Origin of the sequence: Flavobacterium sp., assembly GCF_043722275.1 — a bacterium.
GTDB lineage: Bacteria > Bacteroidota > Bacteroidia > Flavobacteriales > Flavobacteriaceae > Flavobacterium.
Genome location: NZ_JAYSPC010000062.1, coordinates 38098 through 64024 on the forward strand (window position 1 = coordinate 38098; position 25927 = coordinate 64024).

General features: G+C 31.8%; 27 protein-coding genes. 18 read left to right on the top strand and 9 right to left on the bottom strand.

Annotated features, from left to right (window positions below):
- Window positions 1-126: 126 nt before the first annotated feature.
- Window positions 127-288 (bottom strand): 50S ribosomal protein L34, encoded by a 162-nt coding sequence (rpmH, locus tag ACHZDT_RS08280; protein WP_008464848.1) that lies wholly within the window; start codon window positions 286-288, stop codon window positions 127-129.
- Window positions 289-453: 165 nt separating this feature from the next.
- Here rpmH and ACHZDT_RS08285 point away from each other — a divergent pair, with 165 nt between their 5' ends.
- Window positions 454-969, top strand: a complete 516-nt coding sequence (locus ACHZDT_RS08285) for a hypothetical protein (RefSeq protein WP_056246554.1) — start codon at window positions 454-456, stop codon at window positions 967-969.
- Window positions 970-1247: 278 nt separating this feature from the next.
- Here ACHZDT_RS08285 and ACHZDT_RS08290 read toward each other — a convergent pair whose 3' ends face one another.
- The gene (locus ACHZDT_RS08290) at window positions 1248-1907 is read right to left on the bottom strand and encodes an alpha/beta hydrolase (protein WP_394774153.1); all 660 of its coding nucleotides are present in this window, start codon (window positions 1905-1907) and stop codon (window positions 1248-1250) included.
- A 314-nt stretch (window positions 1908-2221) separates the two neighbouring features.
- Here ACHZDT_RS08290 and ACHZDT_RS08295 point away from each other — a divergent pair, with 314 nt between their 5' ends.
- On the top strand, window positions 2222-2506 hold the full coding sequence (locus tag ACHZDT_RS08295) for a GNAT family N-acetyltransferase (RefSeq protein ID WP_394774173.1): 285 nt from the start codon (window positions 2222-2224) through the stop codon (window positions 2504-2506).
- Between the two features lie 58 nt (window positions 2507-2564).
- Here the strand turns inward: ACHZDT_RS08295 and ACHZDT_RS08300 are convergent, their stop codons facing one another.
- Entirely contained in the window at window positions 2565-4199 is a 1635-nt protein-coding gene (locus ACHZDT_RS08300; RefSeq protein WP_394774154.1) for an ABC-F family ATP-binding cassette domain-containing protein, read from the bottom strand.
- A gap of 285 nt (window positions 4200-4484) precedes the next feature.
- Between ACHZDT_RS08300 and ACHZDT_RS08305 the strand changes: the two genes are divergently transcribed.
- The 7 genes from ACHZDT_RS08305 (at window position 4485) to ACHZDT_RS08335 (ending at window position 9126) form a co-directional block, all read left to right on the top strand.
- On the top strand, window positions 4485-5156 hold the full coding sequence (locus ACHZDT_RS08305; protein WP_394774155.1) for a response regulator transcription factor: 672 nt from the start codon (window positions 4485-4487) through the stop codon (window positions 5154-5156).
- A complete protein-coding gene (locus ACHZDT_RS08310; protein WP_394774156.1) occupies window positions 5156-6427 on the top strand; it encodes a sensor histidine kinase in 1272 nt (423 codons plus the stop codon). The genes ACHZDT_RS08305 and ACHZDT_RS08310 overlap by 1 nt, the downstream gene beginning before the upstream one ends.
- Window positions 6428-6500: 73 nt before the next feature.
- Window positions 6501-6944, top strand: a complete 444-nt coding sequence (locus ACHZDT_RS08315) for a PepSY-like domain-containing protein (RefSeq protein ID WP_394774157.1) — start codon at window positions 6501-6503, stop codon at window positions 6942-6944.
- A gap of 24 nt (window positions 6945-6968) precedes the next feature.
- Entirely contained in the window at window positions 6969-7430 is a 462-nt protein-coding gene (locus ACHZDT_RS08320; RefSeq protein ID WP_394774158.1) for a PepSY-like domain-containing protein, read from the top strand.
- A gap of 180 nt (window positions 7431-7610) precedes the next feature.
- On the top strand, window positions 7611-8465 hold the full coding sequence (locus tag ACHZDT_RS08325; protein WP_394774159.1) for a PepSY-like domain-containing protein: 855 nt from the start codon (window positions 7611-7613) through the stop codon (window positions 8463-8465).
- A gap of 218 nt (window positions 8466-8683) precedes the next feature.
- Complete coding sequence (locus tag ACHZDT_RS08330) at window positions 8684-8998, top strand: hypothetical protein (protein WP_394774160.1); 315 nt, start codon at window positions 8684-8686, stop codon at window positions 8996-8998.
- Window positions 8983-9126: a PepSY-like domain-containing protein gene (locus ACHZDT_RS08335; RefSeq protein WP_394774174.1), complete on the top strand. Its 144-nt coding sequence runs from the start codon at window positions 8983-8985 to the stop codon at window positions 9124-9126. The genes ACHZDT_RS08330 and ACHZDT_RS08335 overlap by 16 nt, the downstream gene beginning before the upstream one ends.
- 109 nt (window positions 9127-9235) lie before the next feature.
- Here ACHZDT_RS08335 and ACHZDT_RS08340 read toward each other — a convergent pair whose 3' ends face one another.
- The gene (locus tag ACHZDT_RS08340; RefSeq protein WP_394774161.1) at window positions 9236-10411 is read right to left on the bottom strand and encodes a GlmU family protein; all 1176 of its coding nucleotides are present in this window, start codon (window positions 10409-10411) and stop codon (window positions 9236-9238) included.
- Window positions 10412-10664: 253 nt separating this feature from the next.
- Window positions 10665-10916 carry a type B 50S ribosomal protein L31 gene (locus ACHZDT_RS08345; RefSeq protein ID WP_213301759.1) on the bottom strand — a complete coding sequence of 84 codons (252 nt, stop codon included), beginning with the start codon at window positions 10914-10916 and terminating at the stop codon, window positions 10665-10667.
- A gap of 244 nt (window positions 10917-11160) precedes the next feature.
- On the opposite strand from ACHZDT_RS08345, the gene ACHZDT_RS08350 reads away from it, so the two are divergent.
- From ACHZDT_RS08350 to ACHZDT_RS08375, 6 genes are all read left to right on the top strand, one after another.
- Entirely contained in the window at window positions 11161-11703 is a 543-nt protein-coding gene (locus ACHZDT_RS08350) for a DUF4199 domain-containing protein (RefSeq protein ID WP_394774162.1), read from the top strand.
- 8 nt (window positions 11704-11711) lie between these two features.
- Window positions 11712-12659 (top strand): glycosyltransferase family 2 protein, encoded by a 948-nt coding sequence (locus ACHZDT_RS08355; RefSeq protein ID WP_394774163.1) that lies wholly within the window; start codon window positions 11712-11714, stop codon window positions 12657-12659.
- Window positions 12660-12785: 126 nt separating this feature from the next.
- Window positions 12786-14513, top strand: coding sequence for a phospho-sugar mutase (locus ACHZDT_RS08360; RefSeq protein ID WP_394774175.1), 1728 nt, complete (start codon window positions 12786-12788; stop codon window positions 14511-14513).
- A gap of 4 nt (window positions 14514-14517) precedes the next feature.
- Complete coding sequence (locus ACHZDT_RS08365; protein WP_394774164.1) at window positions 14518-15555, top strand: YhcG family protein; 1038 nt, start codon at window positions 14518-14520, stop codon at window positions 15553-15555.
- Window positions 15556-17385 (top strand): ABC transporter ATP-binding protein, encoded by a 1830-nt coding sequence (locus ACHZDT_RS08370; protein ID WP_394774165.1) that lies wholly within the window; start codon window positions 15556-15558, stop codon window positions 17383-17385. It abuts the gene before it with no gap.
- A gap of 139 nt (window positions 17386-17524) precedes the next feature.
- Window positions 17525-18226: a DUF2971 domain-containing protein gene (locus ACHZDT_RS08375; RefSeq protein ID WP_394774166.1), complete on the top strand. Its 702-nt coding sequence runs from the start codon at window positions 17525-17527 to the stop codon at window positions 18224-18226.
- Between the two features lie 315 nt (window positions 18227-18541).
- Here the strand turns inward: ACHZDT_RS08375 and ACHZDT_RS08380 are convergent, their stop codons facing one another.
- From ACHZDT_RS08380 to ACHZDT_RS08395, 4 genes are read right to left on the bottom strand one after another with little or no spacing between them, the layout of a single operon-like run.
- The gene (locus ACHZDT_RS08380; protein ID WP_394774167.1) at window positions 18542-19264 is read right to left on the bottom strand and encodes a hypothetical protein; all 723 of its coding nucleotides are present in this window, start codon (window positions 19262-19264) and stop codon (window positions 18542-18544) included.
- 46 nt (window positions 19265-19310) lie between these two features.
- Window positions 19311-19946, bottom strand: a complete 636-nt coding sequence (locus ACHZDT_RS08385; RefSeq protein WP_394774168.1) for a hypothetical protein — start codon at window positions 19944-19946, stop codon at window positions 19311-19313.
- Window positions 19943-22402, bottom strand: coding sequence for a TonB-dependent receptor plug domain-containing protein (locus ACHZDT_RS08390; protein WP_394774169.1), 2460 nt, complete (start codon window positions 22400-22402; stop codon window positions 19943-19945). Before ACHZDT_RS08390 ends, ACHZDT_RS08385 begins: the two co-directional genes overlap by 4 nt.
- Before the next feature lie 11 nt (window positions 22403-22413).
- A complete protein-coding gene (locus ACHZDT_RS08395; protein WP_394774170.1) occupies window positions 22414-24108 on the bottom strand; it encodes a M23 family metallopeptidase in 1695 nt (564 codons plus the stop codon).
- A 179-nt stretch (window positions 24109-24287) separates the two neighbouring features.
- Here ACHZDT_RS08395 and ACHZDT_RS08400 point away from each other — a divergent pair, with 179 nt between their 5' ends.
- The 3 genes from ACHZDT_RS08400 to ACHZDT_RS08410 all read left to right on the top strand — a co-directional run.
- Complete coding sequence (locus tag ACHZDT_RS08400) at window positions 24288-24578, top strand: hypothetical protein (protein WP_055091878.1); 291 nt, start codon at window positions 24288-24290, stop codon at window positions 24576-24578.
- A gap of 6 nt (window positions 24579-24584) precedes the next feature.
- On the top strand, window positions 24585-24878 hold the full coding sequence (locus tag ACHZDT_RS08405) for a cell division protein ZapA (protein ID WP_394774171.1): 294 nt from the start codon (window positions 24585-24587) through the stop codon (window positions 24876-24878).
- A 207-nt stretch (window positions 24879-25085) separates the two neighbouring features.
- The coding region (locus tag ACHZDT_RS08410) for an Rnase Y domain-containing protein (RefSeq protein WP_394774172.1) at window positions 25086-25927 on the top strand (842 nt) is incomplete at its 3' end.

Consider the following 25927-nt stretch of genomic DNA (forward strand, 5'->3'; position numbering starts at 1 on the left):
ATAAAAGTACTTCAAAAAACATTCATAGAGTATTATAAACTAGAATGTTACAGGTTTTTTTACCGACAAGGTATAAAAAAAGGCGATACTAAAAAAAGTAACGCCTTATTTATGTTTATACAAACATTATTTTTTGTGTCTAGGTTCGCTAGAAACAGTCAATTTATGTCTTCCTTTTGCTCTTCTGCGCGCTAGAACTTTTCTTCCATTCGCAGAAGCCATTCTGTCCATAAATCCGTGCTTATTTCTTCTTTTTCTTTTCGATGGTTGAAATGTTCTTTTGCTCATTGCTTTGTATCTTTAAATAGTATGTAATATCTCTTTTTGTTCTTCGAATATTGTTATTCTAAAACCGAGTGCAAATATACAAAGACTTTTTTTTCTCGCAAGCACTTTAATAAAAATATTTTTAATTCATTTTACTATATTTGCAATCACAAATATACATCTATTATGTTTCACAAAAATATTAAACTTATTTTAGCCGGACTTCTTGTAGTTGCTGGCATTTATCAATTTACAGAGAGTAATATCGGGAACGGAATCTTCCTTATATTATTGACGGCAATTCCAATATTTCTTTACTTTAAAAACGAATTTATCCTTTTAGCTTTCCTTAAATTAAGAAAACAAGATTTTGAAGGCGCTAAAAAATGGCTGGCATACATCAAAAATCCCGAAGCTGCATTAGTAAGAAAACAACAAGGATATTTTAATTACCTTCACGGAATCATGTTATCCCAAACCAATATCAACCAAGCCGAGAAACATTTCAAAAAAGCTATCGAACTTGGATTATCTATGGATATGGATTTAGCCGTAGCAAAATTAAACCTTGCCGGAGTTGCAATGTCACGCCGCAGAAAACTTGAAGCAACTAATTTACTTAACGAAGCTAAGAAATTAGACAAACAAGGAATGCTGAAAGAGCAGATCACAATGATGAAAGATCAAATGAAGAAAATCTAGACTTCTTTAAATTCCAAAATATTTTAAAATCCCAAATTCCAATCGTGAATTTGGGATTTTTTATTTTAGATTTAGATTTTAAAAATTTGATTGTCACTCTGTGCGAAGTCGAAGCTAAACCCAATCTTGTCATTTCGAAGAATGAGAAATCACACAAGTAAATCGACAAAGATTACACAACGAAACCCGACAGGTTTTAAAAACCTGTCGGGTTTACTATGCGTGTAAAGGTTTCTAACCATTAAACATTTGGAATTTGGAACTTTTAAATTTGAAATTTAATTTTCCAATATAATCGAAGGCAAATTCTCATTCAGCCATTTGTATTTATTCAGAATCATAATATGCGTTCCGCCTTTTACAACGATACAATTATTGATATACTTTATAGGAAAAACATCATCCTGATCGCCATGAATATGAACAACTTTAGGGTCGATTTCATTTCGATTCCACAAAATAACAGATTCAACTGCCCATTGTAAATATTTAAGATCCCGAACAGCTAAAAACTTCTCATATAATTTAATTCGTTTATTGATTTTTTCGCCAAAAGAATATTTCGCAAGATTCTCAATATTCAAAATTAACTTCATCGGAATCAACTTGTAAGCTTTTGTCGTTTTTCCAATTTTCATTCGTCTTGGGAATTCTGTATTACTTCTCACGCTTGAAATAATAATCACTTTTCTTGCCTCGATATGTTTTGCCATTTCCTGAACCAGAATTCCACCAAAGGAAACTCCAATTAAAACCGGATTTTCATGTTTGATATTTTTACTGATTCGGAGTGCATAATCAGTCAAAGATTCTTTTGGTTTTGGAATTTCCCATTCTAACATACATACTTCAAAAACAGACTCATCTAATATGATTCTTTCAAAAATAGCCGGACTAGCAGCCAAACCGGGCATAAAGTATACAGGAATTTTACTCATTTGATAGAAAATGGATTAGGATTACAGCTTATATTTTCAAGCTAAAATTACTTTTTTTTAACAATATGCATGCAAATCTTGCACCATTATATTTTTTAAATAAAATAAAATTACAAAAACTCTAAATGTTAAACATGTATTACCTCTTCAAAAATAATTTTATATTGAAAATCAAATGATTACCTTTGTAGTCATAATAACCATTATTTAACAAATTTTCAAAAGGTCTGTTATATAATATTTATGAACGTTCTTTTTCTATTATTTTTTAATTCAATCCCCAAAACATGACTAATATGGAACCTATTGAAACTATGGAAATCAAAGACAATACTTTTGCAAGACAATTTGAAACCATAGTCCCTGAAGGATTACTTTCTATTGAATATTCATTTCAGGAAAAGAAAATTTTCCTGACTAAAATAAACAAACCTGAAGGATATGAAAATCAAGCTATAATTGATCAATTGCTTAAAAATATAATGGACATTATCATTGAAAAGAAATTCAAATTAATGCCTATTCATCCCAGAATCGTATTATTCATTAAAAAAAATCCTGTATACAAAGAATTACTTCCACCGGGAATCAGAATTTAATTTTAAAAAAAAAGCACAAGAATCAACTTGTGCTTTTATATAGAATTGTATTTAACTTTTATTTTTCGATCTCTTTCATAGAATCCATTTTTTTATGCGCTAAGAAACCGGCAACATCTTCAAAATGTTCTTTCACACGTTTGTTTCCAAATTCAAAAACTTTAGTTGCTAATCCGTCAAGGAAATCACGATCGTGGGAAACCAGAATTAAAGTTCCGTCAAAATCACGCAATGCGTCTTTTATAATGTCTTTGGTTTTCATATCCAAGTGATTTGAAGGTTCATCCAGAATTAATAAATTTACTGGTTCAAGCAATAATTTAATCATTGCCAAGCGCGTTTTTTCTCCTCCCGAAAGTACTTTTACTTTTTTAGTAATATCATCGCCCTGAAACATAAAAGCTCCAAGAATATTTTTTATTTGTGTACGAACATCTCCAACTGCAATTGCATCGATAGTTTCGAAAATTGTAGCATTTTCATCTAATAACGAAGCTTGATTTTGGGCAAAATACCCAATTTGAGAATTATGACCAATTTCTACACTTCCTTCATCGATACCTATTTCTTTCATGATCGCTTTGATCATTGTCGATTTTCCTTCACCATTTTTACCTACAAAAGCTACTTTTTCACCTCTTTCGATAACAATATTAGCATCTTTAAAAACTACATGATCTCCATATGATTTTGAAAGTTCTTTTACCACAACCGGATATTGTCCTGAACGTGCGGCCGGCGGGAATTTCAATTTCAATGCAGAGTTATCTACTTCATCAACTTGTACAATAACAAGTTTTTCAAGCATTTTAACACGAGACTGAACTGCATCTGTTTTAGAAAATGTTCCTTTAAAACGATCAATAAAAGTTCTGTTATCAGCAATCATTCTTTGTTGCTCATCGTATGCTTTTTGCTGATGAATACGACGGTCTTTTCTTAACTCTAAATAATGAGAATATTTTGCTTTATAATCGTAAATTCTTCCCATTGTAACCTCAATAGTACGATTTGTGATATTATCTACAAATGCTCTATCGTGCGAGATTACTACAACTGCTTTTGCCTGAGTCAATAAAAAATCCTCTAACCATTGAATACTTTCAATATCCATGTGGTTGGTTGGCTCATCCAGTAAAATTAAATCGGGTTTTTGAAGTAAAATTTTCGCCAGTTCAATTCGCATTCTCCATCCTCCTGAAAATTCAGAAGTCTGGCGTGTAAAATCCTCGCGTTCAAAGCCTAAACCCACTAAAATTTTCTCAACTTCAGCTTCGTAATTTACTTCTTCGATTGCATAAAATTTCTCGCTTAAGTCAGAAACTCTTTCGATTAATTTCATGTAAGCATCACTTTCATAATCTGTACGAACGGTTAATTGCTCGTTGATTTCATCAATTTCGGCTTTCATTTTAAAAATTTCACCAAAAGCTTTTGACGCTTCTTCCATTACAGTTGCGCCGTCCTGCGTCAATAAATGCTGAGGCAAATAAGCTACAATAGCATCTTTAGGAGCAGAAATACTTCCGGTTGAAGGTTTGCTTTGACCTGCAATTATTTTTAAAAGTGTCGATTTTCCCGCACCATTTTTACCCATAAGGGCAATTTTATCATTTTCATTTATAGCAAAAGAAACATCGCTAAATAATGTAGTTCCACCAAACTGAACCGAAATATCGTTAACTGTAATCATTACTTTCTGTGAATTTGTTTAATCGGTTAATCGTTTAGTTGACCACCTGTTTTTTTCGTGGTGCAAAGATAGATTTTAATTATATAATGTGCCAATGAGATAATTAGATAATTTGAAATCCTAAATAATAAACCCGACATGTTTTCAAAACATGTCGGATTTGCTAGATTATCTAATTATCCCATTTTCTAATTGCCAAATTAAAAGCAATTCCCAAATGTTTCCAGAAATGGAGGTTTATTTTGAACTCGTATTCTTACATTTGAATACATAAAACAGGCAAAGATGAAAATTTTAATTATAGAAGATGAAGCTGGTTTACGTGAAGTGGTACAACAATCGCTTGAAAAAGAGAAATATATAGTAGAAACTGCTCATGATTACATTTCAGGATTAGACAAATTAGGCGCATATGATTATGATTGTATTTTAATCGATATTATGCTGCCAAACGGAAATGGTCTGGATTTACTTCAGGAATTAAAAAGACAAAAAAAACAAAGTGCTGTTATTATAATTTCGGCAAAAGATGCCGTTGATGACAAAGTTAAAGGTCTGGATTTAGGCGCAGACGATTATTTGAGCAAACCCTTTCATTTATCTGAATTACATGCGAGAATCAAATCGGCAATTCGCAGGAATAATCACAATGGAGATAATTTGATTGTTTGGAAAAATGTGACGCTTTCGCCGGAGCAAAGAACGGTTACTATCGATAATAAAGAATTAATTTTAAACCGAAAGGAATTTGATTTGCTTTATTATTTTATCATCAATCCAAACCGATTAATTAATAAAACTGCTATTGCCGAATATGTTTGGGGCGACCATACGGATCAGGCTGACAATTTAGATTTTGTCTATTCGCAGATTAAAAATTTACGAAAAAAATTAAAAGAAATTGATGCCGAAGTTGATATTCAGGCGGTTTACGGTATTGGATATAAAATGAATTAATGAAATTACAAAATTATACACTTCGCTATCTCGCTATAACTTTATTGCTTGTAATCCCAATTTGGGCAGGAATTTTCTATGTGCTAATTCTGGATGAAGTCTATGACAATATTGATGATGATTTAAAAAATTCAAAAATTATAATTGTTCGCCATGCTTTTGCGAACAAAGAATTATTGAATTCACCAGAATTTGGAATCAATAAATTCACAATAAAACCGCTTCCTAAAGGTCAATATTCGCATAAAGAAGAGTTTTCAACCTCAAAAGAATTCATGGAATATGATAATGACAACGAACCCATCAGATCATTAAAAACTGTTTTTGATGATGACAAAGGAAACTCCTACGAATTAATCGTAAAAGCTTCGATCGTTGAAGAAGATGAATTATTAGAGGATTTATTTTTGGCATTAATAGGCTTATACGTTATGCTTGTTGTTAGTATATTACTGGTAAACCTTTTACTTTTAAAAAGAATATGGAAATCATTTCATGTTATTTTAGAAAATCTAAAAGAAATTAAATTAGGAACCGGCAGTAAATTAAGACCTATAAATTCTTCGATAGATGAATTTATTATTTTAGAAAAAGAGGTCGAAAAAATGTTGGCCCGAAATGAAATGATATATTCAAGCCAGAAGCAATTTATCGAAAATGCTTCACATGAATTACAAACTCCCTTGGCGATAAGCATTAACAAACTCGAATTATTTGCCGAAAACAATGTACTTCCGGACGAGCAAATGATGGAAATAGGAAAAATAACTGATACATTAAATCGATTAACAAAATTGAACAAATCTTTATTAATGTTATCAAAAATAGAGAACCAGCAATTTTCTGAAGAGAAAAACATCAACTTTAATGAACTTGTTTTAGTATTAACACAAGATTATGCTGATCTGGCCGATTATAAAAAAGTAAAAATTACTGTAACTGAAAACGATTCTTTATATTTCATAATAAACAAAGGATTGGCAATTGCATTAATTAGTAATTTATTGAAAAATGCCATAATCCATAATCATCCTAACGGTTTTGTCAATTTTATAATTAATAAAAACGATATCATAATTTCGAACAGCGGAAATCATTCTCCATTAAATTCCGAAGTAATTTTCAATAGATTCTACCGTCATACTACAACTAATGAATCCACAGGTTTAGGATTATCGATTGTAAAATCTATTATAAACAATTATTCAATTAGTATAGAATATCTGTTTACCGAAAACCATCAGTTTAAAATTGTTTTTCCAAAAAAGTAGTCTTTTTATTATTTTTTCCTAATTGTTTCCAAATTCAGGTCTTAATCTTGCATCAGAATTTAAACATACAATTATGAAAACGAAATTAAACACAGCCTTATGCCTAATTGCAGGAGTAGCATTTGGATTTTCAGCAAATGCTCAAAAAACAACAATTACAAAATCTGCTTTACCCGCAAATGCTCAGACTTTTTTAAAAACTCATTTTGCAGGACAGGAACCTACTTATATTATTGAAGACAAAGAAACATTTTCTAAAGACTATAAAGTTCAATTTGCAAACAATATTGAAGTAGAATTTGATGGAAAAGGAAATTGGGAAGAAGTTGACGGAAATCATACTGCAATTCCTGCCACAATAATACCTAAATCAATTGCAAACCACGTAAAAACCAATTTTGCAAATACCGCAATAACCAAAATTGACAAGGTAAACTGGGGTTATGAAGTTGATTTAAACAACGGTATAGAACTGGAATTTAACTCTAAAGGAAACTTTTTAAGAATCGACAATTAAACATTTACATAGTAAAACACAATCATGAAAAAAATATTATTATCAGGTTTTATCGCATTATCACTTTTAGTTACTACAACATCTTGCGATAGCGATGACGACGATCGCGAAACAGTAATTACGGCTGCAGATTTACCGCAAACGGCAAGTACATTTATTACAACATATTTCCCTAATGCTACTTATCAGGTAATAAAAAAACAGGACAAACCAGATTCAGATGGATCTGTTTATGATGTTTATTTGACAAATGGTTTTGAAATTGATTTTGATGCCAATGGAAACTGGATTGATATTGATGGAAATAATCAGGTAATTCCTGTTGCTTTGATTCCTGAAAAAATTAATACGTATGTAACCGCAAATTATCCAAATCAATTTATAACATCAATTGACAACGAACGAACTTATACTGAAATTGAACTTAATAATAAAGTAGAATTAGTTTTCGATCTTCAGGGAAATTTTCTTCGAATTGATAAATAAAAAATATTATAATGTCGCAAAGGCTCCGATAGAAATATCGGAGTTTTTTTTGTTGCTATCTCAAAAAATAATTTTCAATTTTATTTACAAGTATAAGAATATTCCTAATTTTTTCCAGTTTTCAGATTTAATATTGCACTATAATAAATAAGAAAATATTAAATTTTAAATTTAACAATCATGAAAAAAACATTTTTAACAAGTTTCATTGCTTTATCACTTTTAATTTCAACAACATCTTGTGACAGTAATAATGACAATGAAAAGACCACGATACAATCAGCTGATCTTCCGCCTACTGCAAAAGCATTTACAGAAACTTATTTTCCTAATGCAGTATATAAATCAGCAGTAAAATTAAAATCCTCAACTGTAAACGGATCTGTTTATGATATTTCTCTAGCGAACGGATTTGATATTGATTTTGATGCAAACGGAAACTGGACAGAAATTGACGGAGGAAATCAAGCCATTCCAACCGCTTTAATTCCGGAAAAAATAAACGCGTATGTTGCTGCAAATTATCCTGGTTTATTTATTGTTCAAATTGAAAACGAAAAAACAAAATATGATGTAGAACTTTCTAATAATCTGGATTTAGTTTTTACTCCACAAGGAGATTTTGTACGAATTGACCATGATGGAGATAACCATAACGAAGTTGTTGTCAATCCAACAACATTACCCGCGACAGCACAAACATTTCTAAGTACACATTTTCCCGCTGTAACAGTGATATTAGCAGAAAAACAAAATAATGCCAGCATCAATGGTTCTATTTATGACGTTTCTCTTTCGAATGGTTTTGAAATTGATTTTGATATTAACGGAAACTGGATTGATATTGATGGAAATAATCAGGCAATTCCTGTTGCTTTGATTCCTGAAAAAATCCGTACTTATGTTACATCTAATTATCCAAATCAGTTTGTAACATCAATTGACAACGAACGAACTTATACTGAAATTGAACTTTCTAATAATTTAGAATTAGTTTTTGATCTTCAGGGAAATTTTCTTCGAATTGATCAATAAAGACGTAATTACATAAACTCAAAAGCTCCGGAATTTAATTTCGGGGCTTTCTTTTTTTTTAAAATATCTTCAATAAAACTACGAAACCTAATACTCATTAATAGCCTGCTTTTTTGTAATAAGACAAGAAACAATTTAGCATTTTAATATTGCGTCAATATTCCTACATATTATAATTTTTAGTATTATCTTGTATAATAATTTAAAAAATTGAAAATATGAGAACGAAATTGAACGTGATAGCCAGCCTGATTACAGGATTAATATTTGGACTTTCAGCAAATGCACAAAAAACAGTAATTAAAAAAGAAGCTTTACCGGCAAATGCTCAAGCTTTCCTAAAGACTCATTTTGGATCTAAAAAACCCAGTTATATATTAGAAGATAAAGAAATCCTTTCTACAGAATATAAAGTTCAATTTGAGGACAAACTGGAAATCGAGTTTGATAAAAAAGAAACTGGAAAGAAGTTGATGGTGAAAATTCTAAAATTCCTTCCTCTATTATCCCGAAAAAAATTGCTTCCTACGTAAAAACTAATTTTCGTAAAGAAAAAATAACCAAAATAGAAATAGGGACTTCTGGTTATGAAACAAAACTTACGAATGGTTTAGAATTAAAATTCAACTTAAAAGGAGATTTTACGAAAATCGATAAATAATATTTAAATAAAAAACAACAAACCCGACAAGGTTTATCCCGAGGCTTCGGGACTGTCGGGTTTGTTGTTTTTAAAATTATCTAATTTTCAAATTGACTAATTATCTAATTTAATCCTTTCTCCATTTTTTAGTTTCCTCAAAAATGTGTTCTAAGATTGCTGCTTCTGTTGCATCGAAATCTATGTTTCGTCGTCCCATTACTAATCTTGCAGTTTCGAAGGCTTTTTTAGTAATATAAGTTGTAAAACCTGCTGCTCCGCCCCAGGAAAAACTCGGGACAAAATTGCGGGGAAAACCACTTCCAAAAATATTAGTGCTCACTCCTACTACAGTTCCGGTATTAAACATGGTATTAATTCCGCATTTACTATGATCTCCCATCATTAAACCACAAAACTGAAGTCCTGTTTTAGCAAAACCTTCTGTTTCATAGCTCCATAATTTTACTTCTTCGTAGTTGTTTTTTAGATTTGAATTATTACTATCTGCTCCAATATTACACCATTCTCCTAAAACAGAATCTCCTAAAAATCCATCGTGCCCTTTGTTTGAATTTGCAAAAAGAACGGAGTTTTTAACTTCTCCTCCTATTCTTGATCCCGGTCCAACTGTTGTGGCTCCGTAAACTTTTGCATTTAGTTTTACTTGTGCATTTTCACATAAAGCAAAAGGACCACGAATTACGGTTCCTTCCATAATTTCAGAATTCTTACCTATATATATAGGACCGTTTGAAGCATTCAGGGTTACAAATTCTAATTTTGCTCCTTCTTCAATAAATATATTTTCGGGCGCAATAACATTTACGCTTTTGGGGATTGGCTGTGATTTCCTGTCTTCAGTCAAATAAATAAAATCTTCACGAATCGCAGCATCATTTTTAGAGAAAATATCCCATGTGTGTTCTACAGTTAAGGCTTCACCATTATACTGAATAATTTCGTAAGTGTCAAAGTCTACTTCTTCCTGATTTTCAGTGGTAAAAAAAGCAATTACATCATCTCCTTTAAAAATTGCCTGATTGATTGTTAAATCAGAAACCATTTCTGCAAGCGTATCATTTGGTAAATACGCCGCGTTAATCATAACATTTTCTTCTAATTCTACCATTGGGAATTTCTCTGACAGATATTCTTCGGTAATAGTAGTTATTGTCGAACCTAAACGCGCTTCCCATTTTTGGCGAATCGTCATTATTCCGATTAATATATCAGCAACAGGTCTTGTAAAAGTAAAAGGGAGTAAAGCATTCCGGACGGGACCGTCAAAAAGAATGTAATTCATAAATATTAAATTTGGTACTTGTTAAAAACTTGATTTGGTTATCGGGTTCAAAGTTACAAATATTTTATTTGTTTAATAATGTGTGGTTTTATTCAATATAGAATCTACTAGTTTTTTCGCCACGAATTCACGAATTTTTTGAATATTGCTAAATAAAGAATTCGTGAATTCGTGGCGAATCTATGACCAACTTTTATTCCATAAAAAAAGCCTTCCGGATTGGAAGGCTTTATATAAGTAAAAACAGCTTTTATTATTTAGCGTGTTTAGCGTATTTAGTTTTGAATTTATCAATACGTCCTGCAGTATCGATAAGTTTAGATTTACCAGTATAAAAAGGGTGAGATGTTCTAGAAATCTCCATTTTTACAACTGGATACTCAACTCCGTCAACTTCAATTGTTTCTCTTGTATCTGCAGTAGATTTAGTGATAAAAATTTCGTCATTTGACATGTCTTTAAATGCAACTAATCTGTAATTTTCTGGGTGAATTCCTTTTTTCATCTTTTCTTTTATTTATTGTTTAGAGCATTTTTATTTTGAAGCTTTTTCGTGGTTAGAAAAAGGTGTAAACAAAGGATACTCTTTTTTTGTTTAAAACGTTTAATTATTTGAGTTTGCAAATTTACAATTCTTTTTTAATATTCAAATGTTTAGCTCACTTTTTTTTAGTTAAATTCAAAAAGCTTTTTTTCTCTCTGTTTATATTGGGAATTGCTATATTTGTGGATTAATAAATCATCGTTTTATGGAAAAAAATACTTCTCCTGCTCAATCATCAATAATATATGGTGTTTTGTTTGGTGTTATTATGGTTTTAGAATTTGTTATTATGTATATAATAGGTATGAAATCGCTGGTAAATTCCAGTATTGGTACAATTATAAACATAGGAAACTACCTTGTATTACCAATCTTGTTTATATATATTGGTTGTACTAATTATAAGAAAAATGTTAATAATGGATTTATTTCTTTTAGTGAATGCTTAAAAGTGGGGATTTCAATCACTTTTGTTGCTGCTTTTATCTATGCTGCTTTCAGTGTTATTTTTAATTTGATTTTCCCTGAGTTCATCAATGAAATGATTGATATCTCTAAAGAAGGAATGCTGGCTAAAAATCCTGAAATGACGGCTAAGGAAATGGAAATGGGAGTTTCTATGATTAAAAAATTCATGAATCCTGCAATTGTTTTCCCTGTAACGCTTGTGATGTACTCTTTCTTCGGATTATTATACTCATCACTTATAGGAGCAATTATAAAGAATAACAAAACTCAAAGTTTATAAAAATTTAAATGAATTTATCAATACTTATACCGCTTCTTAATGAGGAGGAATCACTAAAGGAACTCTATTCGTGGATCATTAAAGTGATGCAGTCTAATAATTACTCTTATGAAATCATTTTTGTAGATGATGGAAGTACGGATGATTCCTGGAACATAATTGAAAGTTTTTCTAACGAAAATCCTAATGTAAAAGGAATTCGTTTCATGAAAAACTTTGGAAAATCACAGGCTTTGCATGCTGGTTTTGCAAAAGCAAAAGGCGATGTAATTATTACAATGGATGCCGATTTACAGGATAGTCCGGACGAAATTCCAGGATTATATGAAATGATTACGGCTGAAAAATTTGATTTGGTTTCCGGTTGGAAAAAGAAACGTTATGACTCTGTTGTAGCAAAAAACCTTCCGTCGAAATTGTTCAACTGGGCGGCAAGAAAAACTTCCGGTGTTGAATTGAATGATTTTAACTGCGGATTAAAAGCATATAAAAATACGGTTGTAAAAAACATAGAAGTTTCGGGCGAAATGCACCGATATATTCCGGTTTTGGCAAAAAATGCCGGTTTTAATAAAATTGGCGAAAAAGTAGTCATTCACCAGGCTCGTAAATATGGTGAAACAAAATTTGGAATGGATCGTTTTATAAATGGTTTTCTGGATTTAATTACGATCTGGTTTTTGTCAAGATTTGGAAAAAGACCAATGCATCTTTTTGGATTATTAGGTTCTATTATGTTTCTAATTGGATTTTTACTAGCTTTATATTTAGGAATAGATAAATTATTTATTCACAAAGCTAGCCGACTAATTACAGAAAGACCACATTTCTATTTATCGATTACATCAATGATAATAGGAACTCAATTATTCTTAGCAGGTTTTCTTGGAGAAATTATTTTGAGAACTAAAAGTAATGAAGCGCGTTATAAAGTTGCCCGAGAAGTTAATTTTTAACCTAAATCCCTAGCCCTGATGGAAGGGAAAATCCTTTTTTATTGTTTTTTCTACAATAAAAAAGATTGGAATAACAGCAGGAAATAGCTCCTGAAAATTATTATTAAATATAAAAAGATACGAATGATGAATATAGCACCTAACATTTTGAATGCTGTAAACGAATGGCTGACCCCTACATTTGACAACGAAACACAAGCTGCGGTTAAGGAATTAATGACTACGTCGCCAAAGGAACTTGAGGAAAGTTTTTATAAAAATCTGGAATTTGGAACTGGCGGAATGCGCGGTGTAATGGGCGTTGGAAACAATAAAATCAACAAATATACGCTTGGAAAAAACACTCAGGGATTATCTGATTATTTACATCAGGTTTTCCCAAATCAGCCTTTAAAAGTGGTTATTGCTTATGATTGTCGTCATAACAGTAATACGCTTGCTAAGGTTGTTGCGGATGTTTTCTCGGCTAATGGAATTCAGGTTTATTTGTTTTCTGATTTACGACCAACTCCTGAATTGTCTTTTGCGCTTAAATACTTAGGCTGCCAATGCGGAATTGTTCTTACAGCATCGCATAATCCACCGGAATATAACGGATATAAAGTATATTGGGAAGATGGCGGACAAATTGTTCCTCCTGAAGATGCAGCGATTATTAATGTGATCGAAAATTTAGATTACGATAAAATTAAATTCAACGCTAACGAAAGCCTGATTCAATATATTGATACTGAAATTGATAAAGCTTTTATAAAATCATCTATAGAAAACGCAAGTTTTAATACTCCGGCTGAAGCCAAAGATAATCTTCAGATTGTTTTTACTTCATTACATGGAACTTCGATAAAATCTATTCCTGATACTTTATCACAAGCAGGTTACAAAAACGTACATATTGTCCCGGAACAAGCTATTCCTGATGGAAATTTTCCAACAGTGAAATCTCCAAATCCTGAAGAACCTGAGGCTTTGACTATGGCTTTGGCTCTTGCCGATAAAACAGATTCTGACATTGTGGTAGGAACTGATCCTGATTGTGATCGTCTTGGTGTTGCCGTGAGAAATAATGATGGTAAAATGATTTTGCTTAACGGAAATCAAACCATGATTTTAATGACTTCTTTCTTGTTGAAACAATGGAAAAAAGCGGACAAAATTAACGGAAAACAATTTGTGGGTTCTACAATTGTTTCAACTCCTATGATGATGGAATTAGCATCAAGCTATGGCGTTGAATGTAAAGTTGGTTTGACAGGTTTTAAATGGATTGCCAAAATGATTAAGGATTTCCCTGAACTTGAATTCATTGGTGGCGGCGAGGAAAGCTTTGGTTTTATGGTTGGTGACGCCGTTAGAGATAAAGATGCTGTTGCAGCTACTTTATTAATCTGCGAAGTTGCAGCTCAGGCAAAAGAAGCAGGAAGCAGTGTTTACAAGGAACTTTTACAGCTTTATGTTGAAAATGGTTTTTATAAAGAATACCTGGTTTCGTTAACTAAAAAAGGAATCGAAGGTTTACAGGAAATCACTCAAATGATGATTGATTTACGTGAAAACCCCTTGAAAGAAATCAGCGGACAAAGAGTAATTATGGTCGAAGATTATCAATCATCAATTGCATTGAATTTATTGACTGGTGAAGAATCGACAATGGATATCCCAAAATCTAACGTATTGATTTATTATACTGAAGATGGTTCAAAAATTTGCGCAAGACCAAGCGGAACTGAACCTAAAATTAAATTCTACATTAGTGTTAATGCTGAATTAGATTCGGTTACTAATTTTGATGCTGCCGAAAGTTTCTTAGACGAAAAAATACAAAATATCATTGCAGGAATGCAATTGAAATAAAATAATGAGTGACAAACCGGAAACAAATGATCAGCCCGAACTATTAAATTCAATCATTGGGTTAATAGATCAGACTCGTCATTTTGTTGCCAAAACGTTTAATCAGGAATTGACTTTATTATATTGGAAGATTGGAAAAACCATAAATGAAGAGATTCTAAAAAACGATAGAGCCGATTACGGAAAAAAAATAATTCCTGCATTAAGCATTGCATTAACAAACAAATACGGAATAGGTTTTAACAAACGAAATCTACAAAGTTTTATCAAGTTAAACGCTGCAATTGAAGACTTTACAATTTTGCACACACTGTGTGCAAAATTGACATGGTCTCATATCAGGATTCTAATTTATATTGAAAACAATATAAAAAGAGAGTTTTACATTCAAATGAGCGTTCATGAAAGATGGAGCGTAAGAACTTTACAGGAACGTATTGACAGTATGCTTTTTGAAAGAACCGCCATTAGTAAAAAACCTGAACAAACAATACTTAATGATTTAGCGTCATTAAAAAACGAAAAACAAATTAGTCCTGATTTAACTTTTAGAGATCCTTACTTTTTAGATTTTTTAGGATTACATGATAGTTATTCTGAGAAAGATTTAGAAAGTTCAATCTTAGCCCAATTACAAAATTTCATTACCGAAATGGGCAGTGAATTTGCTTTTCTTGCACGCCAAAAACGAATAACAATCGACGATGAAGATTTTTACATCGATTTACTTTTCTATCATCGTGGCTTACGCCGATTGGTTGCCATTGATTTAAAACTCGGAAAATTTAAAGCCGGATATAAAGGTCAAATGGAACTATATCTGCGCTGGTTAGAGAAAAATGAGCAAAAAGAAGGTGAAAACAAACCAATTGGATTAATTTTGTGTAGTGAAAAATCTCCTGAACAAATCAATTATTTAATGCTTGATAACGATGAACAAATCAAAGTTTCAGCTTATTTAACCCAATTACCAGAAAAAAAATTATTGCTGGAAAAACTCGAAAGAGCCATTGCCATAGCAGAAAATAACATCCACAAATAAATGAGTAATTTTAAAAAAATAGTTCCTTTTATATATCCGTATAAAAAATACGCATTCTTAAACATCTTTTTCAATGTTTTATATGCACTTTTTAGCACACTTTCGTTTGTTGCCTTAATACCAATGCTTCAGGTATTATTTGACCAAACAAAAGCTAGAAAAATAAAGCCGGTATATCAGGGAATTTTAAAACTTCAGCAATATGGAGAAGATTATTTGAGCTATTACATCACCACATCAAAAGGCAATCACGATCCTGGATATATTTTAGCTGTAATGGTAACAATTATAATTTCGATATTTTTATTAAAAAACTTAGCTGATTATTTAGCTATGTTTTTCATCACTTTTTTGCGAAATGGTGTTTTAAAAGATATGCGAAATGCTATGTATAAAAAAACATTAGAACTTCCGTTAGCATTTTATTCTGAGAAAAGAAAAGGAGATGTGATTTCAAGAATTTCTGCCGATGTAAATGAGGTTCAAAACTCATTTTTAGCCATATTGGAACTTATTGTAAAAGAACCTTTAACAATAATTTTTACGATAACAACAATGCTAATTATCAGCACTAAACTAACATTATTTGTTTTTATTTTTATTCCGATTTCAGGTTACATTATTTCATTAATTGGAAAACAACTTAAAAAACAATCGACTAAAGCACAAGAAGAACAAGGTACTTTTTTATCGACAATCGAAGAAACTATTGGTGGATTGAAAGTGGTAAAAGGATATAATGCTGAAAACTATTTTAATACTGTTTTTCAAAATTCAACTGAACGGTTTTTTAATTTATCAAATAGTATTGGGAATCGTCAGAACTTAGCTTCGCCTGCAAGTGAGTTTATGGGAATTACAGTTATTGCCATTCTATTATGGTACGGAGGTCAAATGGTTTTGATTGACAAAACTTTAAGCGGACCTTCATTTATTGCTTATATGGGATTAGCATATAATATCCTGACACCGGCAAAAGCAATATCTAAAGCTTCTTACGGAGTAAAAAGAGGAAACGCCGCAGCAGAACGTGTTCTTGAAATTTTAGAACAGGAAAATACAATTACATCTAAAGATAAAGCTCTCGAAAAAACAACTTTTGATGATAATATAAGCGTTCAGAATATCAACTTTAAATATGAAAATGAAACAGTTTTAAAAGACTTTTCTCTTCAAATTAAAAAAGGTCAAACCATTGCACTTGTTGGACAATCCGGAAGTGGAAAAAGTACAATTGCCAACTTATTGACTCGTTTTTATGATGTAAATGACGGAACAATTTCGATTGACGGTATTAATATTAAAGACATGAATTTACAATCGCTTCGTAGTTTGATGGGATTAGTAACTCAGGACAGTATTTTATTCAATGATACTATAAAAGCGAATATTTCGTTAGGAAAATTAGATGCTACCGATGATGAAATTATCGAAGCACTAAAAATTGCCAATGCTTTTGAGTTTGTAAACGAATTGCCTTTAGGAATTTACACGAACATTGGTGACAGCGGAAACAAGCTTTCCGGTGGTCAAAAACAACGTTTATCAATTGCCCGTGCAGTTTTGAAAAATCCTCCAATTATGATTTTGGATGAAGCTACATCTGCATTGGATACTGAAAGCGAAAAATTTGTTCAGGTTGCATTAGAGAATATGATGCAAAACAGAACTTCGATTGTAATTGCGCACCGTCTTTCAACAATTCAGAAAGCAGATTTAATCGTTGTCATGCAAAAAGGAAAAATAGTTGAACAAGGAACTCACGATGAATTAATTGCTCATAACGGAACCTACAACAAACTGGTTACAATGCAATCTTTCGAATCATAAAACAAAGGCTATAATAGCTTAAGCCACAGATTACACAGATTAACACAGATTTTCTTTTCTAATAAGGAATTAAAATCTTACTTTTATGTGTATAATCTGTGGCTTTTTTTTTAGCATAAACCCTAAATCAATAAAAAAAATGTATCGTAATAATCCGACTATAAAACTTCCTGAGGATCCAGATACAGTTGTTTGGAAATATTTAGATCTGTCTAAGTTTCTGGATTTATTACTTTCTAAGAAACTTTTTATGTCACGTTCTGATAAATTTGAAGATCAGTACGAAGGCACTTTTAGCGAGCCCACTTTTGAAGAGATTAAAAAATTAGCCACCGACAATCCTGACTTTTTAAATTACTACAAAACACATCGGGAGCAAGTTGCCGTAAGCAGTTGGCATATTAACGAATATGAATCGTTTGCGATGTGGCAGATTTTCACCCAAAACAGTGAAGGATTAGCGATTCAGTCGACTATTGGCAGATTGCAAAAAGCATTGAAGCCGGAGAATAACTTTGATCAATACATTGGTGAAGTCAATTATATCGATTACAAAAAAGAATATATTCCGTTTGATGATTTGTTCTTTCCCTTTTTGTTTAAACGAAAAAGTTTTCAGTACGAGCGTGAAGTCCGTATTATTACTGATACTTCAAAAAGCATTTCGAAACTGAATGATGGTTTAAAAATCAATGTAGATCTCAAACAATTAATCGAGAAGATTTACATTCATCCAAAATCAGAAAACTGGTATAAAAAACTGGTTATTGAATTGGTTGATCGTTTAGGATTTGGATTTGATATCGAAAAATCAGATCTGGAAAGTGATATTTTGATTTAGATTTTTTTTTAAGTGAATAAGACTCTAAGGCACTAAGCTTCTGAGTTTTTTTTGCCACAGATTATACAAATTAAAATGATTCTATCTGAACTGGACTAAAGTCCAGCTCTATAAAATTTATCGAGCATGAAGGCTCTTTTTAATTCTGGAAAAATTCCGTAGGAATGATTTATATTGTAGCAACGGATTTTAATCCGTTGATCTTGATGAAATTTAAAAAAGCCCTTTAAAAATTATTAATTGATTTAATTTTTAAAGGGCTTTTTCTTTAATTCTAAGATCTTAGCAACTCAGAAACTTAGTAGCTTAGAAACTTTAAATAGGTTTATAACTTTTAACTTCCCACTTTTTAGCAGTTAAATCAACGTAGTTATAATGTAAAACATCGTTTTTATCGAATTGTCCGTTTTGGTTTGTGTCTTCGATTGTTCTGAAATATAGGCGACTTTTAGATTCTACTAAACTCCAGTCTATCAATTCCTGAAAATCTTCTGAGATTTTAGTGAAATTTTCTCCGCTAATATCGCTTAGATATAATGTTTTAATATCACCTGAGTCAATTTTGCCGTCTTTATTGGTGTCAGAATCTGCCAAAGTATAGACCATGATTTGACTTTTAGTTTTATCAGCAATAGCTTTTAAATAAGTAGCCGTTAATATCAAAGCAGGTTTATCCGTTAAAGGTCGGATAGAATCTGAATCAACTTTTTGAAATTTCAGATTTTGTAAATATCCTGTAATTTCATATTCTCCTAAATTCGAAATTGTAAAACTCACATCATTTACGCTTGATGATCCGTAACGGGATTTTGTCCCTCTTTCAAAAACGCGCAAATCTCCAACCGGGTGAATTAAATAATCCGTTCCTTGCATCTGAATAGGCAAATCAGCAACTTCAATTTGTGTTGAATCGGTTTTTGAAACAACATTTGTTTTGCTTGCAGCATCATAAATTACTTTTGGTTTCTGAGCGTCATCTTTACAACTCACTAATGTTCCGATGATTGCTAAGGCTATATATTTTAAGGAATTTTTCATGTATGCTAATTATATTAGGATATCAAATATAGTATTTTTGATTGTATTATCTAGTTTTATTGAATTTTACTGAGGCAAAGATGTTGAGCACTACAATTCCCAGATAACCAAGAAATATAATCCATTGCTGTTTTAGAAAAGAAATCTGAAAAATATGAAGTTCTTTTTTTCGGTTTTCTTCCTGCATTCTAAGTGTATTTATTTCTGAATACTTTCCGTTACCACAAACAAAGCCACGATCCTTTTTCGGCCTTGGTTTAGCATTTGCCAATACATACATATTATCCTTAAATAAAGCCCAGGTTGGCACATTCTCATCAGACATAATACTAATCACACTAACAAAAGTATCATAATCTGTTTTTGATCCAAAATGAATTTTAGCCCCATTTATAGTATCATATTTTTTAACTAAGTCGTGAACAAAAAATCTCAATTCTTTTAACTCCTGTTCCTCTTTTAATTTATTGTCTTCAAACTTAAAAATTTTATATTTTCTTAAATCTTCAACTTTATATTTTTCAAGTTCGTCTTTATTTGGAAGAAAAAACTCAAGAGAACTATAAACCTTAAAAGCATCAACTTTATAAAAATAATATAAACACAACAACCGAATAAAAATCAAAGATATTATTCCCGGAACGTAAAAAATCTTCTTTCTTTTTTCACGTTTGTTTATCATAACCTCGCATTCAGCTTCACATTAAAAACTCTCGAAGTCATATAATTAGGGATTGCGTATTGATTTTTAGAATACACATCGCGAACCCAAGTATTGGTTATTGCATTTTGATTGTTGAAAAGATTAAAAATCTCTAATCCTACAGATAATTCTTTGAAGTTTTTCAACCATTTTGCCTTTGCAACTTTGGTACTATTATCTACAAAAACTTTAGCAAAACCAACATCTGCTCTTCGATAATCATTTAAACGGCTTTGATACAAATAAGGATCTGAATATGCAGGAGATCCACCAGGCAAACCAGTATTATAAACTAAATTAAGATATAATTTCACACTTGGAATAGTTGGCATATAATCCTGAAACAACATCGCAAATTTCAAACGCTGATCTGTTGGTCTGGCAATATATCCTTTATCGGCATAATTTTCTTCGGTTTTTAAATAACCAAAACTAATCCAGGATTCAGTTCCCGGAACAAATTCTCCATTTAGTCTAAAATCAAGACCTTGCGCATAAGCTTTTGCATTATTGTCGGCGATATAACGAATTCTGACATTATCTATCGAATACACATTCACATCTGAAAGTGATTTATAATACAATTCCGTAACCCATTTGAAAGGACGATCCCACATTTTAAAATTATAATCGTTACTCAAAACAATATGTACAGATTCCTGCGCTTTTACATTGGGATTCACAACTCCATCCAGATCACGAAGTTCCCTGTAAAAAGGCGGCTGATAATATAATCCTCCGGAAAGCCTGAAAACCATATCCATATCCCAATCCGGTTTTATAGCAAATTGAGCACGCGGACTAAAAACAATTTGATTTTTTCCTTCAACAGCTGCTCCGGAAACATTCCAACTCTGGAAACGGGCGCCTATATTATACCAAATCTGATTCGATCCTAATTCTGCTTTTTTATTGTATTGCGCATAACCGGAAAATCTATTAATGTTGTTAAAGTTTGTAGCGCGAACATCCTGATACGGCAAAAGTGGTCCGGTATAAGGTTCATAAGGCTGATTGTTTTTTGGCAAAACAATAATTGGCGGATTTATAGAAAATCCCGCCGAATCAATCATTTCCCACTCAATAATCCTGTCACGAATAGATTCTCTGGTATATTTTAAACCAAATTCTAACTGGCTGTCATTTTTCCATTCCTTAAAACCTTTAATTTCTGCATTTGCAATCAAAGCATCTAAATCATTTCGCGCGTGATTAAGTTGCGAACCAATTCCGCGGGTAAAATCAACATCGGTAGATCCGTCTTCGCCCACATTTCCTAAACGATATTGTGCTAAAATGTCAAAATGCTCCTCCTCTATTGTATGAAATAATGAACCTATAAATTTCAACGTTAAACTTGGCGAAACTTTATAAGTGGTTTTAAAAGCACCAAAATAAGTATCATATTGATCGCGTTCTTTACCTTCATAATATACTGCAAGTGACATTGGCTGATCGATGGTTCCAAATTTTGTTTCGCGTGTTAAGGGCTGATATAAATACTTATTTTGAGAAATATTTCCTAAAAAACTAATTTGCCATTTATCCGAAATATCATAGTTAACATTCGTCTGAATATCTGCAAAAGTGGGCGTATAATTAGTTTGTGTGTCCTGACTATTAACTAATAAACTATTATTACGATAACGAACACCTGTTACGGCTGACCATTTTTTGTTTTTAGAAACGGCATCAACAGAAATACTTCCGCCTAATAAACTTGCCTCTAAAGAAGCACCAAACTGAGTTGGTTTTCTATACGTAATATCTAAAACGGATGATAATTTATCACCAAATTTAGCCTGAAATCCCCCCGCCGAAAAGTCAACATTCTGAACTAAATCTGTATTTGTAAAACTTAATCCTTCTTGTTGCCCTGAACGAATTAAAAATGGTCGGTAAACTTCAACTTCATTTACGTAAACTAAATTTTCATCATAATTTCCGCCACGAACTGCATATTGTGTACTCAATTCATTGTTTGAATTTACGCCCGGTAACGTTTTTAGAATATTTTCGATTCCGGCATTTGCGCCTGGGATTTTTTTAATGGTAGCTGCATCAACAGTTGTAATCCCCTGAACTCGTTTTTTATTTTTAGAAGAAACAAAAACTTCTCCCATTTGCTCCTCGGAATTATTCATTACCGGATTAAAAATAAAAACTTCATTCGGCTTTAAACTCACCGTAAGACTCATCATTTTTAAGGAAATGTGAGTAAAAATCAAGGATGTTTTTTTATTTGAAGGAACATCAATTTCAAAAAAACCATTTGCGTCTGATTGTTTAGTACTTCCCAAAGAAGTAATATTAACATCAGGAACCGGACGATTTTGATTGTCTAAAATAATACCTTTAACATGAGCATTTTGAGCAAATGAAATACTTGTAATGCAGAAAAAAAGAAATACGAATAGTTGCTTATTTGGGTTCAAAGGTTTTGGTTTTATTTTTGTTGGCTTCTAAAAAAATGAGTTTCAAAGATAGCAGAATTACCCACATTATCAATCACTTCTATCTTTAAATCGTTTGCACCTTCGGCAACAATTGTATCATCAAAAGTGTGAGTGATTTTTTTGGTTTTATTATCATATTCAAACAAAATCCATTTTCCGTTTAAATATCCGTTGTATGATTTAATTCCTGACGAACTGTCGCTAATTGTAAACTGTATTTTTTTGACATCACTAATCCATTTGCCTTCAATAGGTTTTGCGATAGTAATTTTGGGTGCAATTGTATCTAAAACTAATCCATATTGTCCTAAAATTTTTGCTTTGGCTGTAAAAACGTCGCCTTTTCTTAATGTTCCATTATGACTGGCGCTGTTTCCGTTAAATCTTCCTATAAAAAGTTTATCTCTCAACGATTCCGGATACAAACTGTCTTTTATTGTAATAGTAAAGTTTGAATTAACAGGAACTGTATCGTCATGAATGTAAATGCGATTATTTTTTACGTCGAAATTTAAATTGAAATCATCGTAAAAAGTTCCTGCAGGAAAAAATACTGACATATTCTCTTTCTCGAAAATCGCATCTTTATTAGCTTTTATAAAATATTTTGACGTTACAGGTTCGGCTGAAACAATTGGTGTTGCCGAATCATATTCGATAGGAATTGTAACTGAATTTAAATTTCCGAAATAATCCGAAACTTCAATTCTGTACGTAGAAGCTAAATTCGGCTCGACCGAAATAATTCCACGAAGCGAATCAGTTTTAATAATACTTAGGGCAAAAGGCGTTTTCATGAAGAGTTTTTGAACACGCTGACCTGATTTTTTATATTTTGGATAATCGATAAATGCATTTATATAGCGCATTTCATCAAATGAATAGGTGTTGAACTGATAATTGTAATTTTGATTTCCGTTAAAAAAAGTTGAAACATTAAAAACTCCATTTTTATTAAACGAAACGTCATCGAAGTCTACGGCAGAAATTCCGAAACCAATTTTTCCGTTTGCTTTTACTTTGCTTGCTAAATAAGTTCCGTCTTTTTGAAGCGCAAGATTTAACAACAAAGGCTGTTTTGATTGATTAACTGTCGAATTATCTAACGGATAAACATAAACGCTTGAAATTGTTGGCTTTTTAGTATCTTTTATATCTTTATCAAATCCGAAAAATATCGGATTAATAACAAATTCTGTTTTAGAATCACGAATTTCAAAATGCAAATGTGGTCCTTCTGATGAACCTGTGTTTCCGGAAAGTGCAATTAATTGTCCTTTTGTAATGGGTAATTCGTTCGGTTTAAGGAATATTTCGATTTCATAAGCCTGTTCTTTGTAATGCGTTTTTGTAACATAATTCTGAATTTCTCCAAGTGGAGTTTGCAAATGTCCGTAAACGGAAGTGTATCCGTTTGGATGCGTAATATAAATACATTTACCGTTTCCAAAGGTTGAAATTTTGATTCTTGAAACGTATCCATCGCCAATTGCGTAAACATTTAATCCTTCTCTTTGATTAGTTTTTAAATCGAAACCTGCATGAAAATGATTGGGTCTTAACTCCCCAAAATTCCCCGATAATTGCATAGGAATATCAAGAGGCGGACTAAAATCACCCTTTGGATATTGGGTTTGAGCAAATATAAAGGAACAAAAAAACACGGAAAGTAAAGTCAGTTTCATAAGCAACATTTTTGCTAAGATAAAAAAATATGAGGCGAAAACCGAGTATAAAGCTACAAAAATACAATTGATTGAATTTCATTTAATTGGTTATTTTTAATGTAAAAAAATCGATAAAAAATTGCATTAATAAAAAGGAATACTAACTTTGTATGATTAAGTAATGAATAGGATTTACAATGAGTGTAATTGCAGAAATAATTGATACTCTTGAATATAAAGTCGAAAAGCTTTTTGAGAAATCAAAAGGTTTGGAGAAGAACAATCAGGTTTTACGATTAGAACTAGCCAAAGCTGCGCAAATTATCCAGAAACAATCTGAAGAAATGGAGGCTTTGAAAAAGCAATATGATACACTTAAGATAGCCAATTCGTTGCTTGGCAGCGACAATAACAAAAGAGAGACAAAGCTTAAAATAAATTCATTAATTCGCGAAATCGATTACTGTATAGCGCAACTATCAGATTAGAAAAACATGGACGGAAAGCTTAGAATTAAAATATCAATTGCAGACAGAGTTTACCCGTTAACGGTTGAACCTGTTCAGGAAGAAGGACTTAGAAGTGCTTCTAAAAAAATTGATGCTATGATCAAGCAATTCGAAGAAAGTTACGCGGTTCGTGATAAACAAGATGTTCTGGCTATGTGTGCCTTGCAATTTGCATCACAAGTAGAACAAAAACAAATTGATAACGCAATCGATGGCGATGACACCATTGAAAGAATTAAAAGATTAAATTCGCTATTAGATCAATATCTCGAAAATTAAACGTTCTTTACAGAAACTAAGATACTGCCTACATTAGTTCACAATTGGTAAACTCAACACTAACAAATTAAAGTGAGTGAATCTTCGCTACTATAGTATGCCATGCTTTTGCACGGAAACTTGAACAGTGAGTTAGCTCAAAACTTGTCTTTACGAGTTTATTCAAGCAATTAATGTAGGCTTTTTTATATATAAATTTTAACAAACATGGACATACTAACGATCATTATTTCAGGGATTGTGGGGATTGCAGCAGGTTTTGCAATCGCTAAAATCATCGAAAAAAGCAATATTTCTAACTTAATCAAAAACGCAAAAAAAGAAGCCTCTTCCATATTAAAAGACGCGAATTTAGAAGCTGAAAATATTAAAAAAGATAAAATCCTTCAGGCAAAAGAAAAATTCATCGAATTAAAATCTGAACACGAACAAGTTATCTTATCAAGAGATAAAAAAGTAGCAGAAGTAGAAAAAAGAGTACGCGACAAAGAATCTCAAATTTCAAATGAGCTTTCGAAAGCTAAAAAAGTAAACGACGATTTTGAAGCTAAAACTTTAGAATACAACAACAAAATTGAAGTTTTAGATAAAAAACAAGCTGAAGTTGACAAGTTACACAAAAGTCAACTACAACAACTTGAAGTAATTTCAGGACTTTCTGCCGAAGAAGCAAAAGAACAATTAGTTGAAGGTTTAAAAGCCGAAGCTAAAAGTAAAGCAATGTCTCATATTCAGGATACTATTGAAGAGGCAAAACTTACCGCTCAGCAAGAAGCTAAGAAAATCATTATCAATACAATCCAGAGAGTTGGAACTGAAGAAGCAGTTGAAAATTGCGTTTCGGTTTTCAACATTGAATCTGATGATGTAAAAGGTAGAATTATTGGTCGTGAAGGTCGTAATATTAGAGCGCTTGAAGCTGCAACAGGAGTTGAAATCATTGTTGATGATACACCGGAAGCTATTATCCTTTCTTGTTTTGATCCTGTACGTAGAGAAATTGCTCGTTTGTCATTGCACAAATTAGTAACTGACGGACGTATTCACCC